The sequence below is a fragment of the Blastococcus sp. SYSU D00669 genome, from assembly GCF_054050715.1.
Genome location: NZ_JBJGZV010000009.1, coordinates 1 through 17,521, shown reverse-complemented (window position 1 = coordinate 17,521; position 17,521 = coordinate 1). Strand labels below are relative to the sequence as shown.

At 75.0% G+C, this 17,521-nt stretch carries 19 protein-coding genes; 15 read left to right on the top strand and 4 right to left on the bottom strand.

Going from position 1 to position 17,521, the window contains the following annotated elements; translation table 11 throughout:
* Positions 1 to 11: 11 nt before the first annotated feature.
* The 6 genes from ACI8AF_RS08435 to dnaE all read left to right on the top strand — a co-directional run bounded on the left by ACI8AF_RS08435 (position 12) and on the right by dnaE (position 6,846).
* Positions 12 to 803, top strand: coding sequence for a CPBP family intramembrane glutamic endopeptidase (locus ACI8AF_RS08435; protein WP_456539241.1), 792 nt, complete (start codon positions 12 to 14; stop codon positions 801 to 803).
* Positions 800 to 1,231: a GNAT family N-acetyltransferase gene (locus ACI8AF_RS08430; protein WP_456539240.1), complete on the top strand. Its 432-nt coding sequence runs from the start codon at positions 800 to 802 to the stop codon at positions 1,229 to 1,231. The genes ACI8AF_RS08435 and ACI8AF_RS08430 overlap by 4 nt, the downstream gene beginning before the upstream one ends.
* Positions 1,232 to 1,269: 38 nt before the next feature.
* Positions 1,270 to 1,608 carry a PadR family transcriptional regulator gene (locus ACI8AF_RS08425; RefSeq protein WP_456539239.1) on the top strand — a complete coding sequence of 113 codons (339 nt, stop codon included), beginning with the start codon at positions 1,270 to 1,272 and terminating at the stop codon, positions 1,606 to 1,608.
* Positions 1,605 to 2,417: an ATP-binding cassette domain-containing protein gene (locus ACI8AF_RS08420; protein ID WP_456539238.1), complete on the top strand. Its 813-nt coding sequence runs from the start codon at positions 1,605 to 1,607 to the stop codon at positions 2,415 to 2,417. The genes ACI8AF_RS08425 and ACI8AF_RS08420 overlap by 4 nt, the downstream gene beginning before the upstream one ends.
* Entirely contained in the window at positions 2,414 to 3,097 is a 684-nt protein-coding gene (locus tag ACI8AF_RS08415; protein WP_456539237.1) for a hypothetical protein, read from the top strand. Before ACI8AF_RS08420 ends, ACI8AF_RS08415 begins: the two co-directional genes overlap by 4 nt.
* A gap of 191 nt (positions 3,098 to 3,288) precedes the next feature.
* Positions 3,289 to 6,846, top strand: a complete 3,558-nt coding sequence (gene dnaE / locus ACI8AF_RS08410) for a DNA polymerase III subunit alpha (RefSeq protein WP_456539236.1) — start codon at positions 3,289 to 3,291, stop codon at positions 6,844 to 6,846.
* A 30-nt stretch (positions 6,847 to 6,876) separates the two neighbouring features.
* Here the strand turns inward: dnaE and ACI8AF_RS08405 are convergent, their stop codons facing one another.
* Positions 6,877 to 7,374, bottom strand: a complete 498-nt coding sequence (locus tag ACI8AF_RS08405; protein WP_456539235.1) for a nucleotidyltransferase domain-containing protein — start codon at positions 7,372 to 7,374, stop codon at positions 6,877 to 6,879.
* 61 nt (positions 7,375 to 7,435) lie between these two features.
* Here ACI8AF_RS08405 and ACI8AF_RS08400 point away from each other — a divergent pair, with 61 nt between their 5' ends.
* The gene (locus tag ACI8AF_RS08400; RefSeq protein ID WP_456539234.1) at positions 7,436 to 8,200 is read left to right on the top strand and encodes a hypothetical protein; all 765 of its coding nucleotides are present in this window, start codon (positions 7,436 to 7,438) and stop codon (positions 8,198 to 8,200) included.
* Here ACI8AF_RS08400 and ACI8AF_RS08395 read toward each other — a convergent pair whose 3' ends face one another.
* Positions 8,201 to 8,398, bottom strand: coding sequence for a DNA-binding protein (locus ACI8AF_RS08395; protein ID WP_456539233.1), 198 nt, complete (start codon positions 8,396 to 8,398; stop codon positions 8,201 to 8,203). It abuts the gene before it with no gap.
* 38 nt (positions 8,399 to 8,436) lie between these two features.
* On the bottom strand, positions 8,437 to 9,285 hold the full coding sequence (locus ACI8AF_RS08390) for an LON peptidase substrate-binding domain-containing protein (protein ID WP_456539232.1): 849 nt from the start codon (positions 9,283 to 9,285) through the stop codon (positions 8,437 to 8,439).
* A gap of 99 nt (positions 9,286 to 9,384) precedes the next feature.
* On the opposite strand from ACI8AF_RS08390, the gene hisD reads away from it, so the two are divergent.
* From hisD to ACI8AF_RS08365, 5 genes are read left to right on the top strand one after another with little or no spacing between them, the layout of a single operon-like run.
* The gene (gene hisD / locus ACI8AF_RS08385; protein ID WP_456539231.1) at positions 9,385 to 10,689 is read left to right on the top strand and encodes a histidinol dehydrogenase; all 1,305 of its coding nucleotides are present in this window, start codon (positions 9,385 to 9,387) and stop codon (positions 10,687 to 10,689) included.
* Positions 10,686 to 11,807 (top strand): histidinol-phosphate transaminase, encoded by a 1,122-nt coding sequence (locus ACI8AF_RS08380; protein WP_456539230.1) that lies wholly within the window; start codon positions 10,686 to 10,688, stop codon positions 11,805 to 11,807. Before hisD ends, ACI8AF_RS08380 begins: the two co-directional genes overlap by 4 nt.
* Positions 11,804 to 12,400: an imidazoleglycerol-phosphate dehydratase HisB gene (gene hisB / locus ACI8AF_RS08375; RefSeq protein ID WP_456539229.1), complete on the top strand. Its 597-nt coding sequence runs from the start codon at positions 11,804 to 11,806 to the stop codon at positions 12,398 to 12,400. The genes ACI8AF_RS08380 and hisB overlap by 4 nt, the downstream gene beginning before the upstream one ends.
* Before the next feature lie 4 nt (positions 12,401 to 12,404).
* Positions 12,405 to 12,581 carry a hypothetical protein gene (locus ACI8AF_RS08370; protein ID WP_456539228.1) on the top strand — a complete coding sequence of 59 codons (177 nt, stop codon included), beginning with the start codon at positions 12,405 to 12,407 and terminating at the stop codon, positions 12,579 to 12,581.
* Complete coding sequence (locus tag ACI8AF_RS08365; protein WP_456539227.1) at positions 12,578 to 13,159, top strand: nucleotidyltransferase family protein; 582 nt, start codon at positions 12,578 to 12,580, stop codon at positions 13,157 to 13,159. Before ACI8AF_RS08370 ends, ACI8AF_RS08365 begins: the two co-directional genes overlap by 4 nt.
* Positions 13,160 to 13,178: 19 nt before the next feature.
* On the opposite strand, the gene ACI8AF_RS08360 is transcribed toward ACI8AF_RS08365, so the two are convergent.
* A complete protein-coding gene (locus ACI8AF_RS08360) occupies positions 13,179 to 13,385 on the bottom strand; it encodes a hypothetical protein (RefSeq protein ID WP_456539226.1) in 207 nt (68 codons plus the stop codon).
* A gap of 115 nt (positions 13,386 to 13,500) precedes the next feature.
* On the opposite strand from ACI8AF_RS08360, the gene ACI8AF_RS08355 reads away from it, so the two are divergent.
* The 3 genes from ACI8AF_RS08355 to ACI8AF_RS08345 all read left to right on the top strand — a co-directional run bounded on the left by ACI8AF_RS08355 (position 13,501) and on the right by ACI8AF_RS08345 (position 17,409).
* Complete coding sequence (locus ACI8AF_RS08355) at positions 13,501 to 14,376, top strand: endonuclease/exonuclease/phosphatase family protein (protein ID WP_456539225.1); 876 nt, start codon at positions 13,501 to 13,503, stop codon at positions 14,374 to 14,376.
* A 25-nt stretch (positions 14,377 to 14,401) separates the two neighbouring features.
* A complete protein-coding gene (hisH, locus tag ACI8AF_RS08350; RefSeq protein ID WP_456539224.1) occupies positions 14,402 to 15,040 on the top strand; it encodes an imidazole glycerol phosphate synthase subunit HisH in 639 nt (212 codons plus the stop codon).
* A gap of 68 nt (positions 15,041 to 15,108) precedes the next feature.
* Entirely contained in the window at positions 15,109 to 17,409 is a 2,301-nt protein-coding gene (locus ACI8AF_RS08345; protein WP_456539223.1) for a M28 family peptidase, read from the top strand.
* The last annotated feature ends 112 nt before the right edge of the window (positions 17,410 to 17,521 follow it).

Here is a 17,521-nt window from a genome sequence, read left to right as displayed (position 1 = left end):
GGGCCTGAGCCGTGGACTGGCTGCCCGAGTCCCTCGACGCCTGGGGTCCGGCGGCGCTGGCCGCCGTCCTGCTGGCCGGCTACCTCGTCGCGGGCGAGCCGCTGGCCGGCTACGTGCTGCACCGGCGCTTCGAGGGGCGGCTGCAGCACGACCCGACGGCCCGCCGCTCCTTCTACCGGCGGCTGCTGGTCCTCGAGTGGGGGCTGTCGGTCATCGCCGCGATCGTCTGGGCGGCGGCACCCGGCGTCGGCCTCGCGGCGGTGGGGGTGCGCTGGCCGCAGTCCTGGCCGGGGCCGGTCACCGGGGCCGCCGTCGTCCTGGTGCTGGTGTTCCTCCTCTACTCCCTGCGGGCGATGGCATCGGGTGCGCTGCGCGCGGCCTCCGAGCAGCTGCCCCGCCGGCGCGGTGACGGGCGGCACGCCGACCCGGGCGTGCACGCCACCCTGGCGCTGCTGCCGCGCACCACGGGCGAGCGGCGGCTGTTCACCGTGGTGGGCCTGACGGCCGGGATCTGCGAGGAGTGGCTGTACCGCGCGTTCTTCCTGGCCGTCGTCTCGGCGCTGCTCGGCGCCCCGCCGCCGTGGGTGCTGGTGCTCGTCGCCGCCGCCGCGTTCGGGCTGGCGCACGCCTACCAGGGTGTGGCCGGCATCCTCACCACCGCGGTGCTCGGTGCGGTGCTCGCCGCGCTGTACCTGGAGACGGGGTCGTTGCTGCTGCCGGTGCTCCTGCATGCCGCGATCGACCTGCGGTTCCTGCTGGTCCCGGCGTCGGTGCTGCCCGCGCTGACCCGGAGCGCCCCGTGACCGCCGAGGTCGCCCGCCCGGCGGACTGGCCGGCCATCGCCGCCCTGCGCACCCGGGTGTTCGTCGACGAGCAGGGCGTGCCGCCCGAGATCGAGCAGGACGACGCCGACGCCACCGCCGTCCACGCCGTCAGCCGGGACGCGGGCGGGCGGGTGGTCGCCACCGGCCGGCTGCTGGACCGCGGCGGGACCGCGGTGATCGGCCGGATGGCCGCCGACCCGGCCGTCCGCGGGCAGGGGCACGGGGCCGCCGTCCTCGCGGTCCTGCACGCCGAGGCCGCACGGCTCGGCTGCGCCGTGGTCGAGCTGCACGCGCAGGTGACGGCGCGCCGCTTCTACGAGCGGGCCGGCTACGCCGCCGTGGGGGAGGAGTACCTGGAGGCGGGCATCCGGCACGTGACGATGCGGCGGCGACTCGCCGAGGAGTAGATAGCTTCGCTGTATAGCTCGGCGCTACGTTCTGGCGCATGGCGGACGACCGACGGGCGCAGTGGCTGCGCGGCGTGCTCGACCTGTGCGTGCTGGCCGAGCTGGAGCGGGGCGAGTCCTACGGCTACGGCGTGGCCCGGGCGCTGGAGGAGCTGGGGCTCGGGCCGGTGCCCGGCGGCACGCTCTACCCCGTGCTCGGCCGGCTCGAGCGGGCGGAGCTGATCCGCTCGCGGTGGGTGGACTCCGCGGCCGGCCCACCGCGCAGGTACTACGCGGTGACGGCCGACGGCGTCGCCCTGCTCCAGCGCGAGCGGGGGGAGTGGGCGTCGTTCGCCGGCCGGGTCGGGGCGGCGCTGGCCGTGGGGGCCGGACGGTGAGCGCCGCGGAGTGGCTGGCCGAGCTCGGCCGGTCCCTGCGCCGCGAGAACGTCGAGGCCTGGCACTGCGACCAGGTGCTGGCCGAGACCCGCCAGCACCTCGCCGAGAGCGGTGAGGACCCGCTCTCCGCGTTCGGCCCGGCCGACCAGTACGCCCGGGTGGTCGCCGCCGAGCTGGCCGGGGCCGCGGCGCCGGCGTCGGCGGCGCCGCCGCGGCTGCTCGTCGAGGGGATCACGAAGAGCTATCGGCGCCGGGTCGTGCTCGACGGCGTGGGCCTGGCCGTGGCCGCGGGGGAGGTGGCCGCCGTCGTCGGGCCCAACGGCGCCGGCAAGTCGACCCTGCTGCGCATCTGCGCCGGGCTGGAGAGCCCCGACGCCGGCACCGTCACCGTGACCGGCGGCCTCGGGTACTGCCCGCAGCAGCCCGCGCTGGTCGACCTGCTGCGCGCCGACGAGCACTTCGAGCTGGTCGGCGCCGGGCGCGGCCTCTCCCGCGCGGCGGCGCTCCGCGCGGGGGCGGAGCTGGCGGCCCGGCTGGACTGGGTGCCCGACCGGCGCACGGTGGGCGAGCTGTCCGGCGGCACCCGGCAGAAGCTCAACGTCGTCCTGGCCGCGCTGGGCGACCCGGCGGTGCTGCTGCTCGACGAGCCGTACCAGGGCTTCGACGGCGAGTCCTACCTCGACTTCTGGGAGCAGGTCTGGCACTGGCGCGACGAGGGGCGCGCCGTCGTCGTCGTCACCCACCGGCCCGAGCAGCTCAAGCGGGTCGACGCCGTCCTCGACCTCGGCCGTGCGCGGGTGCTCCGGTGAGGCGGGTGCGGGTGGTGGCGCGGTCCACCGTCGTCGAGCTGCTGCGCCGCCGTGCCGTGGTGGCGCTGCTGTTCCTCGTGCCGCTGGCGTTCTACCTGGCCCGGCACGACCTGGTCGGGCAGTCGATCCGGCTGGCGACCGTCGGGTTGGCGTGGGCGCTGTCCACCCTGGCCGCCTTCGCCGGGCTGGCCGGGCAGGCGGTGGACCCGCGGCTGCGGCTGTCCGGCTACCGCACCGGCGAGCTGCTGGTCGGGCGGGTGCTGGGCCTGTGGTGCATCGCCGCACCGCTGATCGCGGTGTACTCGGCGGTGATCCTGGTCGACCAGGGCGGCCTGGCCCGCTGGCCCGGCGTGATCGGCGGGCTGCTGCTCACCGCGCTGGTGGCCGTCCCGTTCGGACTGCTGGTCGCGGCGCTGCTGCGCCGGCCGCTGGAGTCGGCGATGCTGCTGCTGATCGTCTCGGGGCTGCAGCTGATCCTGGACCCCTTCGGCACCGCCGCCCGGTTCGTGCCGTTCTGGTCGGTGCGCGAGCTGGGCACCTGGACCGTCGACGGCACCGACGGCGGCTACGTCCGGCGGGCGCTGCTGCACGCGGCCGCGGTCGTGGTCCTGCTCACGGTCGGGACGGTGCTGGCGCGGGCCCGCGCGCTGCGGCGGCGGCCGCACCTGCGGCTGCTGTGACGGATCGGTCCACCTGTGGCCGACACGTTCTGTCAGACCCTCGGCGTAGACCTGCTCGAGTGCGAGGATCGCGGGTGGGCGGGCGAGAGAGACCGCCCACCGAGAACCCCGCACCGCCGGTCTTCCCCACCGGTCGCCCGCCGGACCGCCGACGGTCGGGCACGCACGACCACCGAGGAGCACGACCGCCCGTGAGCAGCGATTCCTTCGTCCACCTGCACGTGCACACCGAGTACTCGATGCTCGACGGGGCGGCCAAGCTGCCCGAGGTGACGAAGGCGGCCGCCGAGCAGGGCATGCCCGCGCTGGCCATGACCGACCACGGCAACGTGTTCGGCGCCTACGACTTCTACAAGCAGGCCAAGGCGGCCGGCGTGAAGCCGATCATCGGCATGGAGGGCTACTACACGCCCGGCTCGCGGTTCGACCGGGCGCCGTTCGACTTCGGCGACAACCTGATCGACGAGGACGGCGAGGGCGGCTCGTCGCGCGGCAAGGCCGCCTACACGCACATGACCCTGCTGGCCCGCACCACCGAGGGGATGCACAACCTCTTCCGCATCTCCTCGCTGGCCAGCCTCGAGGGGCAGTACCGCAAGCCGCGCTTCGACCGTGAGCTGCTCGAGACCTACGGCAAGGGCCTCATCGCCACCACCGGCTGCCCGTCCGGCGAGGTCAACATGTGGCTGCGGGCCGGCAAGGAGGACCGCGCACGCCAGGCCGCGGCCGACTTCCAGGACATCTTCGGCAAGGAGAACTTCTACGCCGAGCTGATGGACCACGGCCTGTCCATCGAGAAGAAGACCCGCCCGCAGCTGCTGCAGATCGCCAAGGAGCTCGGCGTCCCGCTGCTGGCCACCAACGACCTGCACTACACGCACAAGGAGGACGCCGAGGCGCACGACGCCCTGCTGTGCATCCAGACCGGCTCGCGGCTCAACGAGACCAACCGCTTCAAGTTCAACGGCGACGGCTACTACCTCAAGAGCGCCGCCGAGATGCGGGCGCTGTTCCCCGGTGAGCTCGCCGCGGCGTGCGACAACACGCTGCTCGTCGCCGAGCAGTGCGAGGTCGCCTTCACCGAGGGCGCCGACCTCATGCCGCGCTTCCCCCTGCCGCCGGGGGAGGACGAGACCTCCTGGTTCGTCAAGGAGGTCGAGCGCGGGCTGCACAAGCGCTGGCCGAACGGCATCCCCGACCACGTGCGCAAGCAGGCCGACTACGAGGTCGGGATCATCACCCAGATGGGCTTCCCGGGGTACTTCCTCGTGGTCGCCGACTTCATCAACTGGGCCAAGGACAACGGCATCCGCGTGGGCCCGGGCCGCGGCTCCGCCGCGGGGTCGCTGGCCGCCTACGCCATGGGCATCACCGACCTCGACCCGCTGGCGCACGGGCTGATCTTCGAGCGGTTCCTCAACCCCGAGCGGGTCTCCATGCCCGACGTCGACATCGACTTCGACGACCGCCGGCGGGGCGAGGTCATCCAGTACGTCTCGCGCAAGTACGGCGAGGAGCGGGTCAGCCAGATCGTCACGTACGGCACGATCAAGGCGAAGGCCGCGATCAAGGACGCCGCCCGCGTGCTCGACCGGCCGTACTCGGTCGGTGACGAGCTCACCAAGCTGATGCCGCCGGACGTGATGGGCAAGGGCATCCCCCTGTCGGGGGTCTTCGACCCGGCCCACCCGCGCTACAAGGAGGCCGCCGAGTTCCGGGCGCGCTACGAGTCCGACCCGGGGGCCGCCGAGGTCGTCGACCAGGCGCGCAAGCTCGAGGGCCTGAAGCGGCAGTGGGGCGTGCACGCCGCCGGCGTCATCATCGGCCGCTACGCGCTCATCGACTCCATCCCCATCATGCGCCGGGAGGCCGACGGCGCCGTCATCACGCAGTTCGACTACCCGACCTGCGAGACGCTCGGCCTGCTGAAGATGGACTTCCTGGGGCTGCGCAACCTCACGGTCATCGACGACGCGCTGCGCAACATCGTCGCGAACGGCAAGGAGCCGATCAACCTCGACGAGATCAGCAAGGACCTCACCGACAAGGCGACCTACGACCTGCTCGCCCGCGGTGACACCCTCGGCGTGTTCCAGTTCGACGGCGGGCCGATGCGCTCGCTGCTGCGGCTCATGCGGCCGGACAACTTCGAGGACATCTCCGCCGTCGGCGCGCTCTACCGGCCCGGGCCGATGGGCGCGAACTCGCACACGAACTACGCGCTGCGCAAGAACGGCCAGCAGGAGATCACGCCGATCCACCCGGAGCTCGCCGAGCCCCTGGAGGACATCCTCGGCGGCACGTACGGCCTGATCGTGTACCAGGAGCAGGTCATGGCGATCGCGCAGAAGGTCGCCGGGTACTCGCTCGGCAAGGCCGACCTGCTGCGCCGCGCGATGGGCAAGAAGAAGAAGTCGGTCCTCGACGCCGAGTTCGTCGGCTTCGAGGCCGGCATGAAGGAGCGCGGCTACTCCGCCGCGGCGATCAAGACCCTCTGGGACATCCTCGTCCCGTTCGCCGACTACGCGTTCAACAAGGCGCACTCGGCCGCGTACGGCCTGGTGTCGTACTGGACGGCGTACCTCAAGGCGAACTACCCGGCCGAGTACATGGCCGCCCTGCTCACCAGCGTCGGCGACGACAAGGACAAGCGGCCGGTGTACCTGGCCGAGTGCCGCCGCATGGGCATCAAGGTGCTGCCCCCCGACGTCAACGAGTCGGCGGCGGACTTCACCCCGGTCGGCACTGACATCCGCTTCGGCCTGGCCTCGATCCGCAACGTGGGCCACAACGTCGTCGAGGCGATCGCCCGCGCCCGCGAGGAGCAGGGCCGGTTCAAGGACTTCACCGACTTCCTGCGCAAGGTCGACGCGGTGGTCTGCAACAAGAAGGTCATCGAGTCCCTCTGCAAGGCCGGCGCCTTCGACTCCCTCGGCCACTCCCGGCAGGGCCTGGTGGCGGTGCACGCCAACGCCGTCGAGATGGCGATGTCGCTCAAGCGCAAGGAGGCCGAGGGGCAGTTCGACCTGTTCGGCGGCTTCGGCGGGGACGGCGACGCCGCCGACGACCCGTTCGGCGGGGCGCTGGACATCGCGATCCCGAGCGCCGACTGGTCCAAGGCCGAGCGGCTGATGTTCGAGCGCGACATGCTCGGCCTCTACGTCTCCGACCACCCGCTGCACGGCGTCGAGCACGTGCTCGCCGCACACGCCGACACCCCGATCGCCGAGATCAACGCCGGCGGCGTCGAGGACGGCGCGAACGTGACCATCGCCGGCATCCTCACCGCGGTCGGGCCGCGCACCAACAAGCAGGGCGCGCCGTGGGCGATCGCCACGCTGGAGGACCTCGAGTCCGGCATCGAGGTGCTGCTGTTCCCGAAGACCTGGGCCGAGTACTCCGACAAGGTCGTCCGCGACCAGATCGTCGTGGTCAAGGGCCGGATCAGCCGGCGCGACGACCAGCCCTCGCTGTTCGCCTCCGAGGTGAGCGTCCCCGAGCTCACCGAGGGCCCGCGCGGGCCGGTGCTGGTCTCCATGCCGGCCGCCCGCTGCACCCCGCCGGTCGTGGAGCGGCTGCGCGAGGTGCTCGGCAGCCACCCCGGGACCACGGAGGTGCACCTCAAGCTGGTCAACGGCGGCCGCGAGACGGTGCTGCGCCTCGACCAGGGCCTGCGGGTGCGGCCGAGCACCGCGCTGATGGGCGACATCAAGGCGCTGCTGGGCCCCACGAGCGTCGCCCTCCTCTGAGGGAGCGGGATGGGCGCCGGGGCCGGTGCCTCACCGGCCGGTGACCAGCCGGCGGAGCACCGCGAGGTCGTGGTGGTCGACGTCGCGCAGCCGGTAGCCCGCCCGCCAGGCGATCTGCTGCCCGGCGGAGATGCACCCGACCACGCGCCCGGCGATCCGGCCGGTGGTGAAGCAGGAGGCCGGGTACACCCAGCGTTCTCCGCGCGGGCCGGTCTGGATCCCGTCGCCGGCGGCGTCGAAGGCCACCGGGTGCACGTCCACCCGGCCGCGGCCGGGCGCCACGAGCTCGACCCGCGTCGGTCGCTGGTCGGTCTCGACCGCGTAGCCCAGCCGGTGCAGCGCCGCGAGGACGTCGGCCTCCTCGGTGGCGTCGATCGCCAGGTCGACGTCCCGGTGGGCCCGCGTCCGACGGCCCGCCAGCGCGTCCACGCCCCAGCCGCCCTCGAGCCAGCACCGGCAGCCGGCCGCCTCGAGCGCGTCCACGACCGCGACGACCTCCTCCGCCGCCATCCCCCCGCCGTCGGCCACGCCGCACGGTATCCGCGCGCCCCACGCACCGTCTCCCGGCGGATCGGGGTTCACTGTGGGCATGAGCGACGCCCCCGACGACCCCACGGCCGCCGCCCGCACGCCGGTCGGTGGGGCGGCGGAGCCCTCGGGGGCGCAGGCGTGGCGCCCGGCCGACCCGGCCGGGTCGGCGGCCCTCGGCGGGCTGACGACACCGGACGGCACACCGGCCCTCGCCGCCCGCCGGCCCTGGTCGGCGTGGGCGGAGGCCCGCGCGGACCTGCGGCCCGCCGTCCTCGTGGCCGGGGTGCTGGCGCTGGCCGGCCTGCCGCTCGGCCTGCTGTGGTGGGCGCTGGCGCCGCGGGCCGACTTCACGATCACCTCCGACGGCCCGGTGGTCGTCGGCCGGCCCAGCCAGGAGCTGCTGGCGATCGACGATGCCGTCTTCACGCTGCTCGTCGCGGGGCTGGGGCTGCTCGCCGGGCTGGTCGGCTGGCTGGTGCTGCGCCGGCACCGGGGCGTCGCCCAGCTGGCCGCGGTGACGATCGGCAGCGGCCTCGGCGGCGTCCTCGCCTGGCAGCTCGGCGAGCTCCTCGGCCCGGGGCCGAGCCAGGACCAACTCTCCGACGTCGGCGCCACGGTCACCACCAGCCTGACGCTCAACTCGCTGCCCGCGCTGGCGGTCGGCCCGTTCTGCGCCGTCCTCGTCTACCTGGTCGCCGCGCTGTTCGCCCGCCGCGACGACCTCGGCCGCGACGGCGGGCCGGTCCCGGCGCCCGCGGCGCCCCAGCCGTTCCCGGCCCCCGCCCTGGTCGACGTCCCCCCGGCCGGCCGCCCGGCCGACTGATCAGCCGTCCGCGAAGCCGAGCCCGCGCTCGGCCAGCGCCTCGCGCAGCAGGCGGACGGCCTTGGGGCCGACGCCGTGCAGGGCCAGCAGCTCCTCCTCGCGCAGCGTCGCCACCCGGGAGAGCCGGGTGATGCCGGCCTCGGCCAGCGCGCCGGTCGCCGGGCGGCCGATGGAGCGGGGCAGGTCGTCGTCGGTCACGTCAGGACAGACCGCGCCGGCCGCCGGTACTCATCCCCCTAGTTGACCGTCATGGGCGTCGCGAACTCCTGCAGCGGCACGGGCACCGCGCCCAGGGTCTGCAGCAGGGTCAGCTCCCGCCGCAGCAGCCGCGACTCGGCCGCCAGCCGCCGGCGGGTGGCCGGCACCGCCAGCAGGGCCTGCCGGTCCTCGGTGGTCAGCAGCGCCGCCGAGGCCACCAGCCAGGACAGCGCGCGGGGGTCGTCGGCCACGTCCCGCAGCAGCGCCGCGGTCTGCGCGCCCACCGACAGCCGGGCCGGCCCGTCGGCGGGGTCGGTCAGGTCGGGGTCGAGGTCCTCGTCGTCGCCGGGCGCCCACCCGCCGCCGCGCAGGGCGGCCACCTCGCCGACGTACTGCGCGAACAGGTCGCGGACGCCCCGCACGAGCACCGCCATCGACGTGCGCGCCACGTCGGCGGTCAGCTCGCGGCCGGCCGGCCCGGAGAGGCCCTCGGTGTCGGCCGCCTGCTCGGCCGCCGCCTCCTCCTCGGCCAGCCACTCGACCTCCGCCTGCAGGTAGGGCGGGTCGTCGCCGACGACCACGTCGAGCAGGCGGAACCGCTCGCCGCCCACCCCGACGATGCGGTAGCGGCCGTCGGGCTGCGGCCGGACCGACTGCAGCCGGGCGGTGCAGCCGACGTCGTACAGCGCGGCGGCCGGGGCGACCTCCTCGACCTCCCAGCCCTGCCGGATCGCGACGACGCCGAAGAAGCGGCGGTCGCTGCCGGCGGGCAGCGCGATGAGGTCCTGCACCAGCCGGCGGTAGCGGGGCTCGAAGATGTTCAGCGGCAGCACCACGCCGGGGAACAGGGGCGAGCCCAGCGGGAACAGCGGGATCAGCTCGCCCACGGCACGAGCCTACGGGCGCCGGTGCCCGGCCGGGGGAGGGGAGCCCCTCGCGCGCTGGCTACCCTGGAGGTTCCGCGTCCGCCCGTCCGGAGGTGCTCCGTGCTCGCCCGCATCGACCTGCGTGGATCCGCGCTGCCAGGGGCCCGCGAGCTCGCCGGCCTGCTGCCGCGCGCGGCCACCGACATCGACTCGGTCCTGGCCACCGTCCGCCCGCTCTGCGAGGACGTGCGCATCCGGGGCGCCCAGGCGGTCCGCGAGATCACCGCCCGCCTCGACGGCGTCGACCTCGAGGACTTCGCCGTCCCGCAGCAGGCGCTGGACCGCGCGCTGGCCGAGTGCGACCCGACGCTGCGGGCGGCGCTCGAGGAGGCGATCGCCCGGGTCCGCAAGGTCCACGCCGACCAGCGCCGCACCGACGTCACCACCCAGGTCGTGCCCGGCGGCACGGTCACCGAGCGCTGGCTGCCGGTCCGCCGCGTCGGGCTCTACGTGCCCGGCGGGCTCGCGCCGCTGCTCTCCAGCGTCGTCATGAACGTCGTCCCCGCGCAGATCGCCGGGGTCGAGTCGATCGCGGTGGCCTCGCCGCCGCAGCGCGACCACGGCGGCCTGCCCGACCCGGGCGTCCTCGCGGCCTGCGCGCTGCTCGGTGTCACGGAGGTCTACGCGGTCGGCGGCGCCCAGGCGATCGCGGTCTTCGGCTACGGCGCCGGCTCCTGCGAGCCGGTCGACATGGTCACCGGGCCGGGCAACGTCTACACGACGGCGGCCAAGCGGCTGCTCCGCGGGCTGATCGGCATCGACTCGGAGGCCGGGCCGACCGAGGTCGCCGTCCTCGCCGACGAGACCGCCGACCCGGTGCACGTCGCCGCCGACCTGATCAGCCAGGCCGAGCACGACCCGCTGGCCGGCGCGGTCCTGGTCACCCCCAGCGAGCAGCTCGCCGACGCCGTCCTCGAGCTGGTGCCGGGGCAGGTGGCCGCGACCAAGCACTCCGACCGGATCCTCACCGCCCTCGACGGCACCCAGTCCGGGATCGTCCTCGTCGACGACCTCGACGCCGGCCTGCGGGTGGTCGACGCCTACGCGGCCGAGCACCTGGAGATCCAGACCCGTGACGCCCGCGAGGTGGCCCTGCGGGTGCGCAACGCCGGCGCGATCTTCGTCGGCCCGTGGTCGCCGGTGTCGCTCGGCGACTACGCCGCCGGGTCCAACCACGTGCTGCCCACCGGCGGGTGCGCCCGGCACTCCAGCGGGCTCTCCGTGCAGTCGTTCCTGCGCGGCATCCACGTGGTGGAGTACGACGAGCAGGCGCTGGCCGAGGTCGCGCCGCACATCGACGCCCTCGCCGGTGCGGAGGACCTGCCCGCGCACGCGGCCGCCGTCCGGGCCCGCACCCGCGCATGAGCGCCCTCGGCGAGCTCCCGCTGCGGCCGGAGCTGCGCGGCCGCACGCCCTACGGCGCCCCGCAGCTGGCCGTGAAGCACCGGCTCAACACGAACGAGAACCCCTACCCGCTGCCGCCGGCGCTGCTCGCCGACCTGGCGACGGCCCTGGCCGAGGCGTCGGCCGGGCTCAACCGCTACCCCGACCGCGACGCCGTCGGGCTGCGCGCCGACCTGGCCGCCTACCTCACCCGCACGTCGGGGGAGCGGGTGGAGCGGGCCCAGGTCTGGGCGGCGAACGGGTCGAACGAGGTGCTGCAGCAGCTGCTGCAGGCCTTCGGCGGGGCGGGGCGGACAGCGCTGGGCTTCACGCCGTCGTACTCGATGCACCCGATCATCTCGGCCGGCACCGGGACGGCGTGGGTCGACGGGCACCGGCGGGCCGACTTCACCATCGACGCCGCGGCCGCCGCCGCGCAGGTCCGCGAGGTCCGGCCGGACGTCGTGTTCGTGACCAGCCCGAACAACCCGACCGGCACCGCGGTGGCGCTGGAGACGATCGCCGAGCTGTACGAGGCGACCGACGGCGTGCTCATCGTCGACGAGGCCTACGCCGAGTTCGCGCGGGCCGGCACGCCGTCGGCGCTGACCCTGCTGCCGGGCCGGCCGCGGCTGGTGGTCAGCCGGACGATGAGCAAGGCGTTCGGCATGGCCGGGCTGCGGCTGGGCTACCTCGCGGCCGACCCCGCCGTCGTCGACGCGATCCAGCTGGTGCGGCTGCCGTACCACCTGTCCTCGCTCACCCAGGCCGCCGCGCGGACGGCGCTGGCGCACACGCCGGCCCTGCTGGCGACCGTGGAGGCGGTCAAGGCGGAGCGCGACCGGATCGTCGCCGCCCTGCCCGGGCTCGGGCTGACCAGCGTGCCGAGCGACGCGAACTTCGTGCTGTTCGGCCGGTTCGCCGACGCGCACGCCGCCTGGCAGGCCCTGCTCGACCACGACGTGCTGGTGCGCGACGTCGGCCTGCCCGGCTGGCTGCGGGTGACCGCCGGGACGCCGGAGGAGACCGACGCCTTCCTCACCGCGTTGGGTGAGGTCGCGCCGGCCCACCGGACCTCTCTGGGAGAATCCCCGGCATGACCCGCACCGCACGGATCGAACGGGCGACGAGCGAGACCAAGCTCGTCGTCGAGATCGACCTCGACGGCACCGGCGCCGGCGACATCAGCACGGGGGTCGGCTTCTACGACCACATGCTGAACTCGCTGGCCCGGCACAGCGGCATCGACATCACCGTCCGCGCCGGCGGCGACCTGCACATCGACGCCCACCACACCGTGGAGGACGTCGCGATCGCGCTCGGCCAGGCCTTCGCCGAGGCGCTCGGCGACAAGAAGGGCATCACCCGCTACGGCGACGCGACGATCCCCATGGACGAGGTGCTCGTCCAGGCGGCGGTCGACCTCTCCGGCCGGCCGTACTTCGTGCACGCCGAGCCGGAGAACATGACGCCGATGATCGGGCCGGACTACCCGACGTCGCTCACCAAGCACGTCCTCGAGTCCTTCGCCTTCAACGCCCGGATCAGCCTGCACGTGCGCGTGCTCTACGCCGGCCGCGACGCCCACCACATCGTCGAGGGCCAGTTCAAGGCGCTCGCCCGGGCGCTGCGCGTCGCGGTCGCGCTCGACCCGCGCGTCGGCGGCATCCCGTCGACCAAGGGCGCGCTGTAGCCAGGTGGATTCCGGCGCCCTCCTGCTCGTCCTCGGCGGCTTCCTGCTCGGTGCCTCCTGGAGCATCTGGAAGCTGAACACGGACGAGCGCCCCCGCACCACGGCGCAGACCGTGTTCGCGGTGGTCGTCCTGGTCGCGGCCCTGCTGGCGACCGCCTCGGGCATCCTCCGCCTGGTGTGAACGAGGAGCGCTTCCTCGGGATCGTGCTGGCCGACCCGGTGGTGCGCGCCGTGCTCGACCGGGCGCCGGGCCTCGGCGTCGACGACTGGTGGCTCACCGCCGGGGTGCTCTTCCAGGCGGTGTGGAACCACCTCACCGGCCGCCCGCCGGGGTACGGCGTCCGCGACGCCGACCTCTTCTACTTCGACGAGGACACGTCCTGGGATGCCGAGGACGCCGTCATCCGCCGGGGCGCGCACCTGTTCGCCGGCGCACCGGTGCCGGTCGAGATCCGCAACGAGGCGCGGGTGCACCTCTGGTACGAGGAACGGTTCGGGGTCCCGGCCCGCCCGTTCACCGGCTGCACCGACGCGATCGACTCGTTCGCCGCGGTCTGCTGCGCGTACGGCATCAGGGTGGACGGCGGGGTGCCCGAGGTCTACGCGCCGTTCGGCTACGCGGACCTCTCCGAGCTGGTCGTCCGGCCCAGTCCACGGCTCGCCCCGCGGCACGTGTACGAGCAGAAGGCGGCCCGCTGGCGGGCGTGCTGGCCCGAGCTGACGGTGCTGCCCTGGGACGACGCCGGCGCGCCGACGTGATCGACCGCCGCGGAGCAGCTCAGCCGGCGCGGGCAGCGCCCCGGCCGAGGAAAGCGTGCACCAGGTCGTCGAGCTCGGCGTGCCCGTGGCCGACCGCGAAGGTCACCAGCTGCTGCGCGATGCCGGCCAGGTCGCCGTCGGCCTCGGTCAGTTCGGAGTCGGTCAAGGCGTGCAGATCGGCGGCGGCCAGTGCATCGAGCGCCGTCGTCAACCCGTCCACGATCACCTACCCGCCTGCTCGACCAGGCGTTGGAATCTGCCGCCGCACGACCCGGGTCGCCTCCTGAATCCCCAGGTCAGCGCGTTGTCCACGGATCGTCGTCGGGGCTAGCGTGGCGCGCATGACCCAGGGTCGGGCGCCGGGCAGCATCCGCGTGGCGACGGTGAACCTCTTCGCGCGGCACGGCGACTGGGAACGCCGCCGTCCCGCCCTCGCCGCGGCGCTGTGCGAGCTCGACGCCGACGTCCTCGCCCTGCAGGAGGCGGTCGTCGACGACGACGGCGACACGGCCCGCGAGCTGCTCGGCGACGGTTACCACCTGGCCCACCAGCAGCAGGGGCTCGTCGGCGACGGCACCCACCGCGGGTCCTCGGTCGCCAGCCGCTGGCCGGTCTGCGCCGTCCACGAGATCGACCTGCACCTGACCGACCGCACGTGGGACTACAGCTGCGGCACCGTGCTGGTCGAGGTCGACAGCCCGGTCGGCCGGCTGGTGGTCGGCAGCCACGGCGCCTCGTGGGCGTGGTGGGCCGAGCGCGAGCGGGAGCTGCAGGCGGTGGCCGTCGTGCGGGCCGTCGACGAACTGGTGGGGGAGGGGCCGGCGCACGTCGTCCTCGGCGGCGACTTCAACGCCGAGCCGCACGCCAGCAGCATGCGGTTCCTCACCGGGCGGACGTCGCTGGACGGGGTGTCCACCGCCTACCGCGACGCGTGGGAGAGCGTCCACGCCGAGGCGCCCGGGTGGACGTTCCACCCCCGCAACCCGCTGACCGCGATCGACGAACCCCACCTGGACCGCGGGCGGCGGATCGACCACGTCCTCGTCCGGTGCGGCGACCACGGCCCGACGCTGCGCGTCCTCGACGCCGGCCTGGCCGTGCACGAGCCGGCCGGCGGCGTGCAGCCCAGCGACCACTACGGCGTGTTCGCCGATCTCGCGGCGCCGGCCCCTGCGATGCCCGACACCTCCGCCGCCGGGAATCCCGCCGGTCGCTGAACCGCTGGCACGTACCGTGGGCAGCGTGAAGAAGGTGGTCGTCCTCGACTACGGGTCGGGCAACCTGCGCAGCGCCGAGCGCGCGCTGGCGCGGGTGGGCGCCGACGTCACCGTCACCGCCGACGCACAGGCCGCACTGGACGCCGACGGTCTCGTCGTCCCCGGTGTGGGCGCCTTCGCCGCGTGCATGGACGGGCTGCGCGCCGTCGACGGGCCGCGGATCGTCGGCCGCCGGCTGGCCGGCGGGCGCCCGGTGCTCGGCATCTGCGTCGGCATGCAGATCCTCTTCGAGCGCGGCGTCGAGCACGGCCACGACGCCGACGGCTGCGGCGAGTGGCCGGGCACCGTCGAGCAGCTCAAGGCCCCCGTGCTGCCGCACATGGGCTGGAACACCGTCGAGGCGCCCGCGGGGACCGTCCTGTTCGACGGGCTGGCCGACCAGCGCTTCTACTTCGTGCACTCCTACGGCGTCCGCGACTTCCCGCTGGGCGCCGACGGGACGCCGAGCAGGATCAAGCCCCCGCTGGTCACGTGGGCCGAGCACGGCGACCGGTTCGTCGCCGGCGTCGAGAACGGCGCCCTCTCGGCCACCCAGTTCCACCCCGAGAAGAGCGGGGACGCCGGGGCGCAGCTGCTCACGAACTGGCTCGACACGCTGCGCTGACGCCGGACCGCAACCCGACGTGCACCTAGGGTGACGCCGATCGCGTCCCGGCAACCCTGGAGGCACGCGTGGGGTCACCCACCGGACGGCGGCCCCTCGCCGGGCTCGTCGTCGTCGCGCTGCTGCTCGGGCTCGCCGCCTGGACGGTCGTCTCCCTGCAACCGCCGGACCCCGCGCCGCGCGACGCCCCCGCCGAGCAGTTCAGCGCGGTGCGCGCGTTCGACCACGTCCAGCGGCTCGGCGCGGAGAACCACGTGGCCGGCAGCGCCGCCGGTGCCGAGGTCGTCCGGTACCTGGTCGACACGCTGACCGGCCTCGGCCTCGACACCCGCGTGCAGAACTCCGTGGGGGCGTGGGAGTCCGACACCCACGGGCTCGGGATGGCGACGGTCCGCAACGTGGTCGCCGTCCTGCCGGGCAGCGCCCCCACCGGGACGCTGTACCTCACCGCCCACCACGACTCCGCCGAGGCCAGCCTCGGCGCCAGCGACGACGGCGCCGGCGTCTCGGCGCTGCTGGAGTCGGTGCGCGCGCTGACCTCCGGTCCGCAGCTGCGCAACGACGTCGTCGTCGTCCTCACCGACTCCGAGGAGGCGTGCCTGTGCGGCGCCGAGGCGTTCGTCGCCTCGCACCCGCTGGCCCGCGGCGGGGTGGTGCTCAACTTCGAGGCCCGGGGCACCGGCGGCCCGCCGATCACGTTCGAGACCTCGGTCGGCAACGCCGACCTGGCCGACGTGTACGCCGGCGCCGTCCCGGAGCCGGTGGCCACCAGCTTCGCCGTCGAGGTCTACCGGGCGCTGCCCAACGACACCGACTTCAGCCCGTTCCTGGCCGACGGCGGCTACACCGGGATGAACACCGCCTTCATCGACGGCGCCGCCGCCTACCACGGCCCGCAGGACACCCCCGACCGGCAGGACCCCGCCAGCCTGCAGGGCCTCGGCGAGGTCGCCCTCGCGCTTACGCGCGACCTCGGCGACCGCGATCTCGGCAGCCTCGCCGAGCCGGCCGACGGCGACGCCACCTACTTCCCGGTGCTCGGCGAGCTGGTGCGCTACCCGGGAGCGCTGGTCTGGCCGCTGGCCGTCGCCGCGCTGGCCGCGGTCGCGCTGCTGCTGGCGGTCAACGCGCGGCGGGGGATCAGCCCGCTCGGCCGGACGGTCGCCGGAGCCGGGCTCGCCCTGCTGCCGCTGGCGCTGGCGCCGCTCGCCGTGCAGGCGCTGTGGACGCTGCTGACCGTCGTCCGGCCCGGCTACTCGTCGATGATGGACCCCTGGCGGCCCGGCTGGTACCGGGTCGCGACGGTCGCGCTGGTGCTGGCCGTGGTGCTCACCTGGTACGTCCTGCTGCGCCGCCGGATCGGGGCGGCCGCCCTCGTCAGCGGCGGGCTCGTCTGGCTCGCCGTCGCGGGCGCGGTGCTGGCGGCCCTGGCGCCGGGCGGCTCCTACCTGGTCACGCTGCCCGCGCTCGTCGGCGCCCTGGCGGCCCTGGTCACCGCGCCGCCGCTGCGGCCGGTCGCCGCGCTGGTCGCCGGGGCGGCCGCCGTGCTCGTCCTCGCGCCGACCGTGGCCCTGTTCCTGCCGGCGCTCGGCATGGCGCAGGCCGCGGTGCCGTCGGTGTTCACGACCATGGGCGCGCTCGTCCTGCTCCCGGCGTTCGAGCTGCTCCTCGGCGACGAGGGCCGCCGGCTGCGCACCGCGGCCGTGCCGCTCGTCGCCGTCGTCGTCGCGGCGGCCTGCACCGCGACCGGGCTGGTCGTGGACCGCTTCGACGAGCGCCACCCCGTGCCCAGCCAGCTGGTCTACGTGCTCGACACCGACACCGGGCAGGCGTGGTGGGCCTCGCCCGAGTCGGACCCCGGCGCCTACACCGACCTGTACATGGACGTCCGCCAGCCGCTGCCCGCCGAGTACCCCTACCTGCGCACGGAGGAGGACCTCTGGTCGGGGGAGGCCGAGGTGGCCGACCTGCCGGCGCCCGTCGTGGAGACCGTCGGCGACCGGGCCGACGGCACGCGCCGCGAGGTCACCCTGCGGGTGCTGCCGCAGCGCGACGGCGTGCGCTTCGTGACCCTGGACCTCGACGCCGGCGGCGGCACCGTGGTGGCCGCCCGGGCCGAGGGCCGCGCGGTGCCCGAGGGGTCGCTCGGGGAGTCGTCGCTGTGGCTGACCTTCCACGCCCTGCCCGCCGACGGCCTGGACGTCACGGTCACCGTCGAGGGCGCTGGCCCGCTCTCCCTGCGGGTCGTCGACGGCAGCAACGGGCTCGACGGGCTGCCCGGCCACACCCCGCGGCCGCTGGGTGTGGACGCCGCCGGCGAGCACAGCTCCGACCTGGTGATGGTCGCGGCGACGGTGCCGCTCGGGTGACCACCCTCCGCGGGGGGGGGGGGGGGGGGGGGGGGGGGGGGGGGGGGGGGGGGGGGGGGGGGGGGGGGGGGGGGGGGGGGGGGGGGGGGGGGGGGGGGGGGGGGGGGGGGGG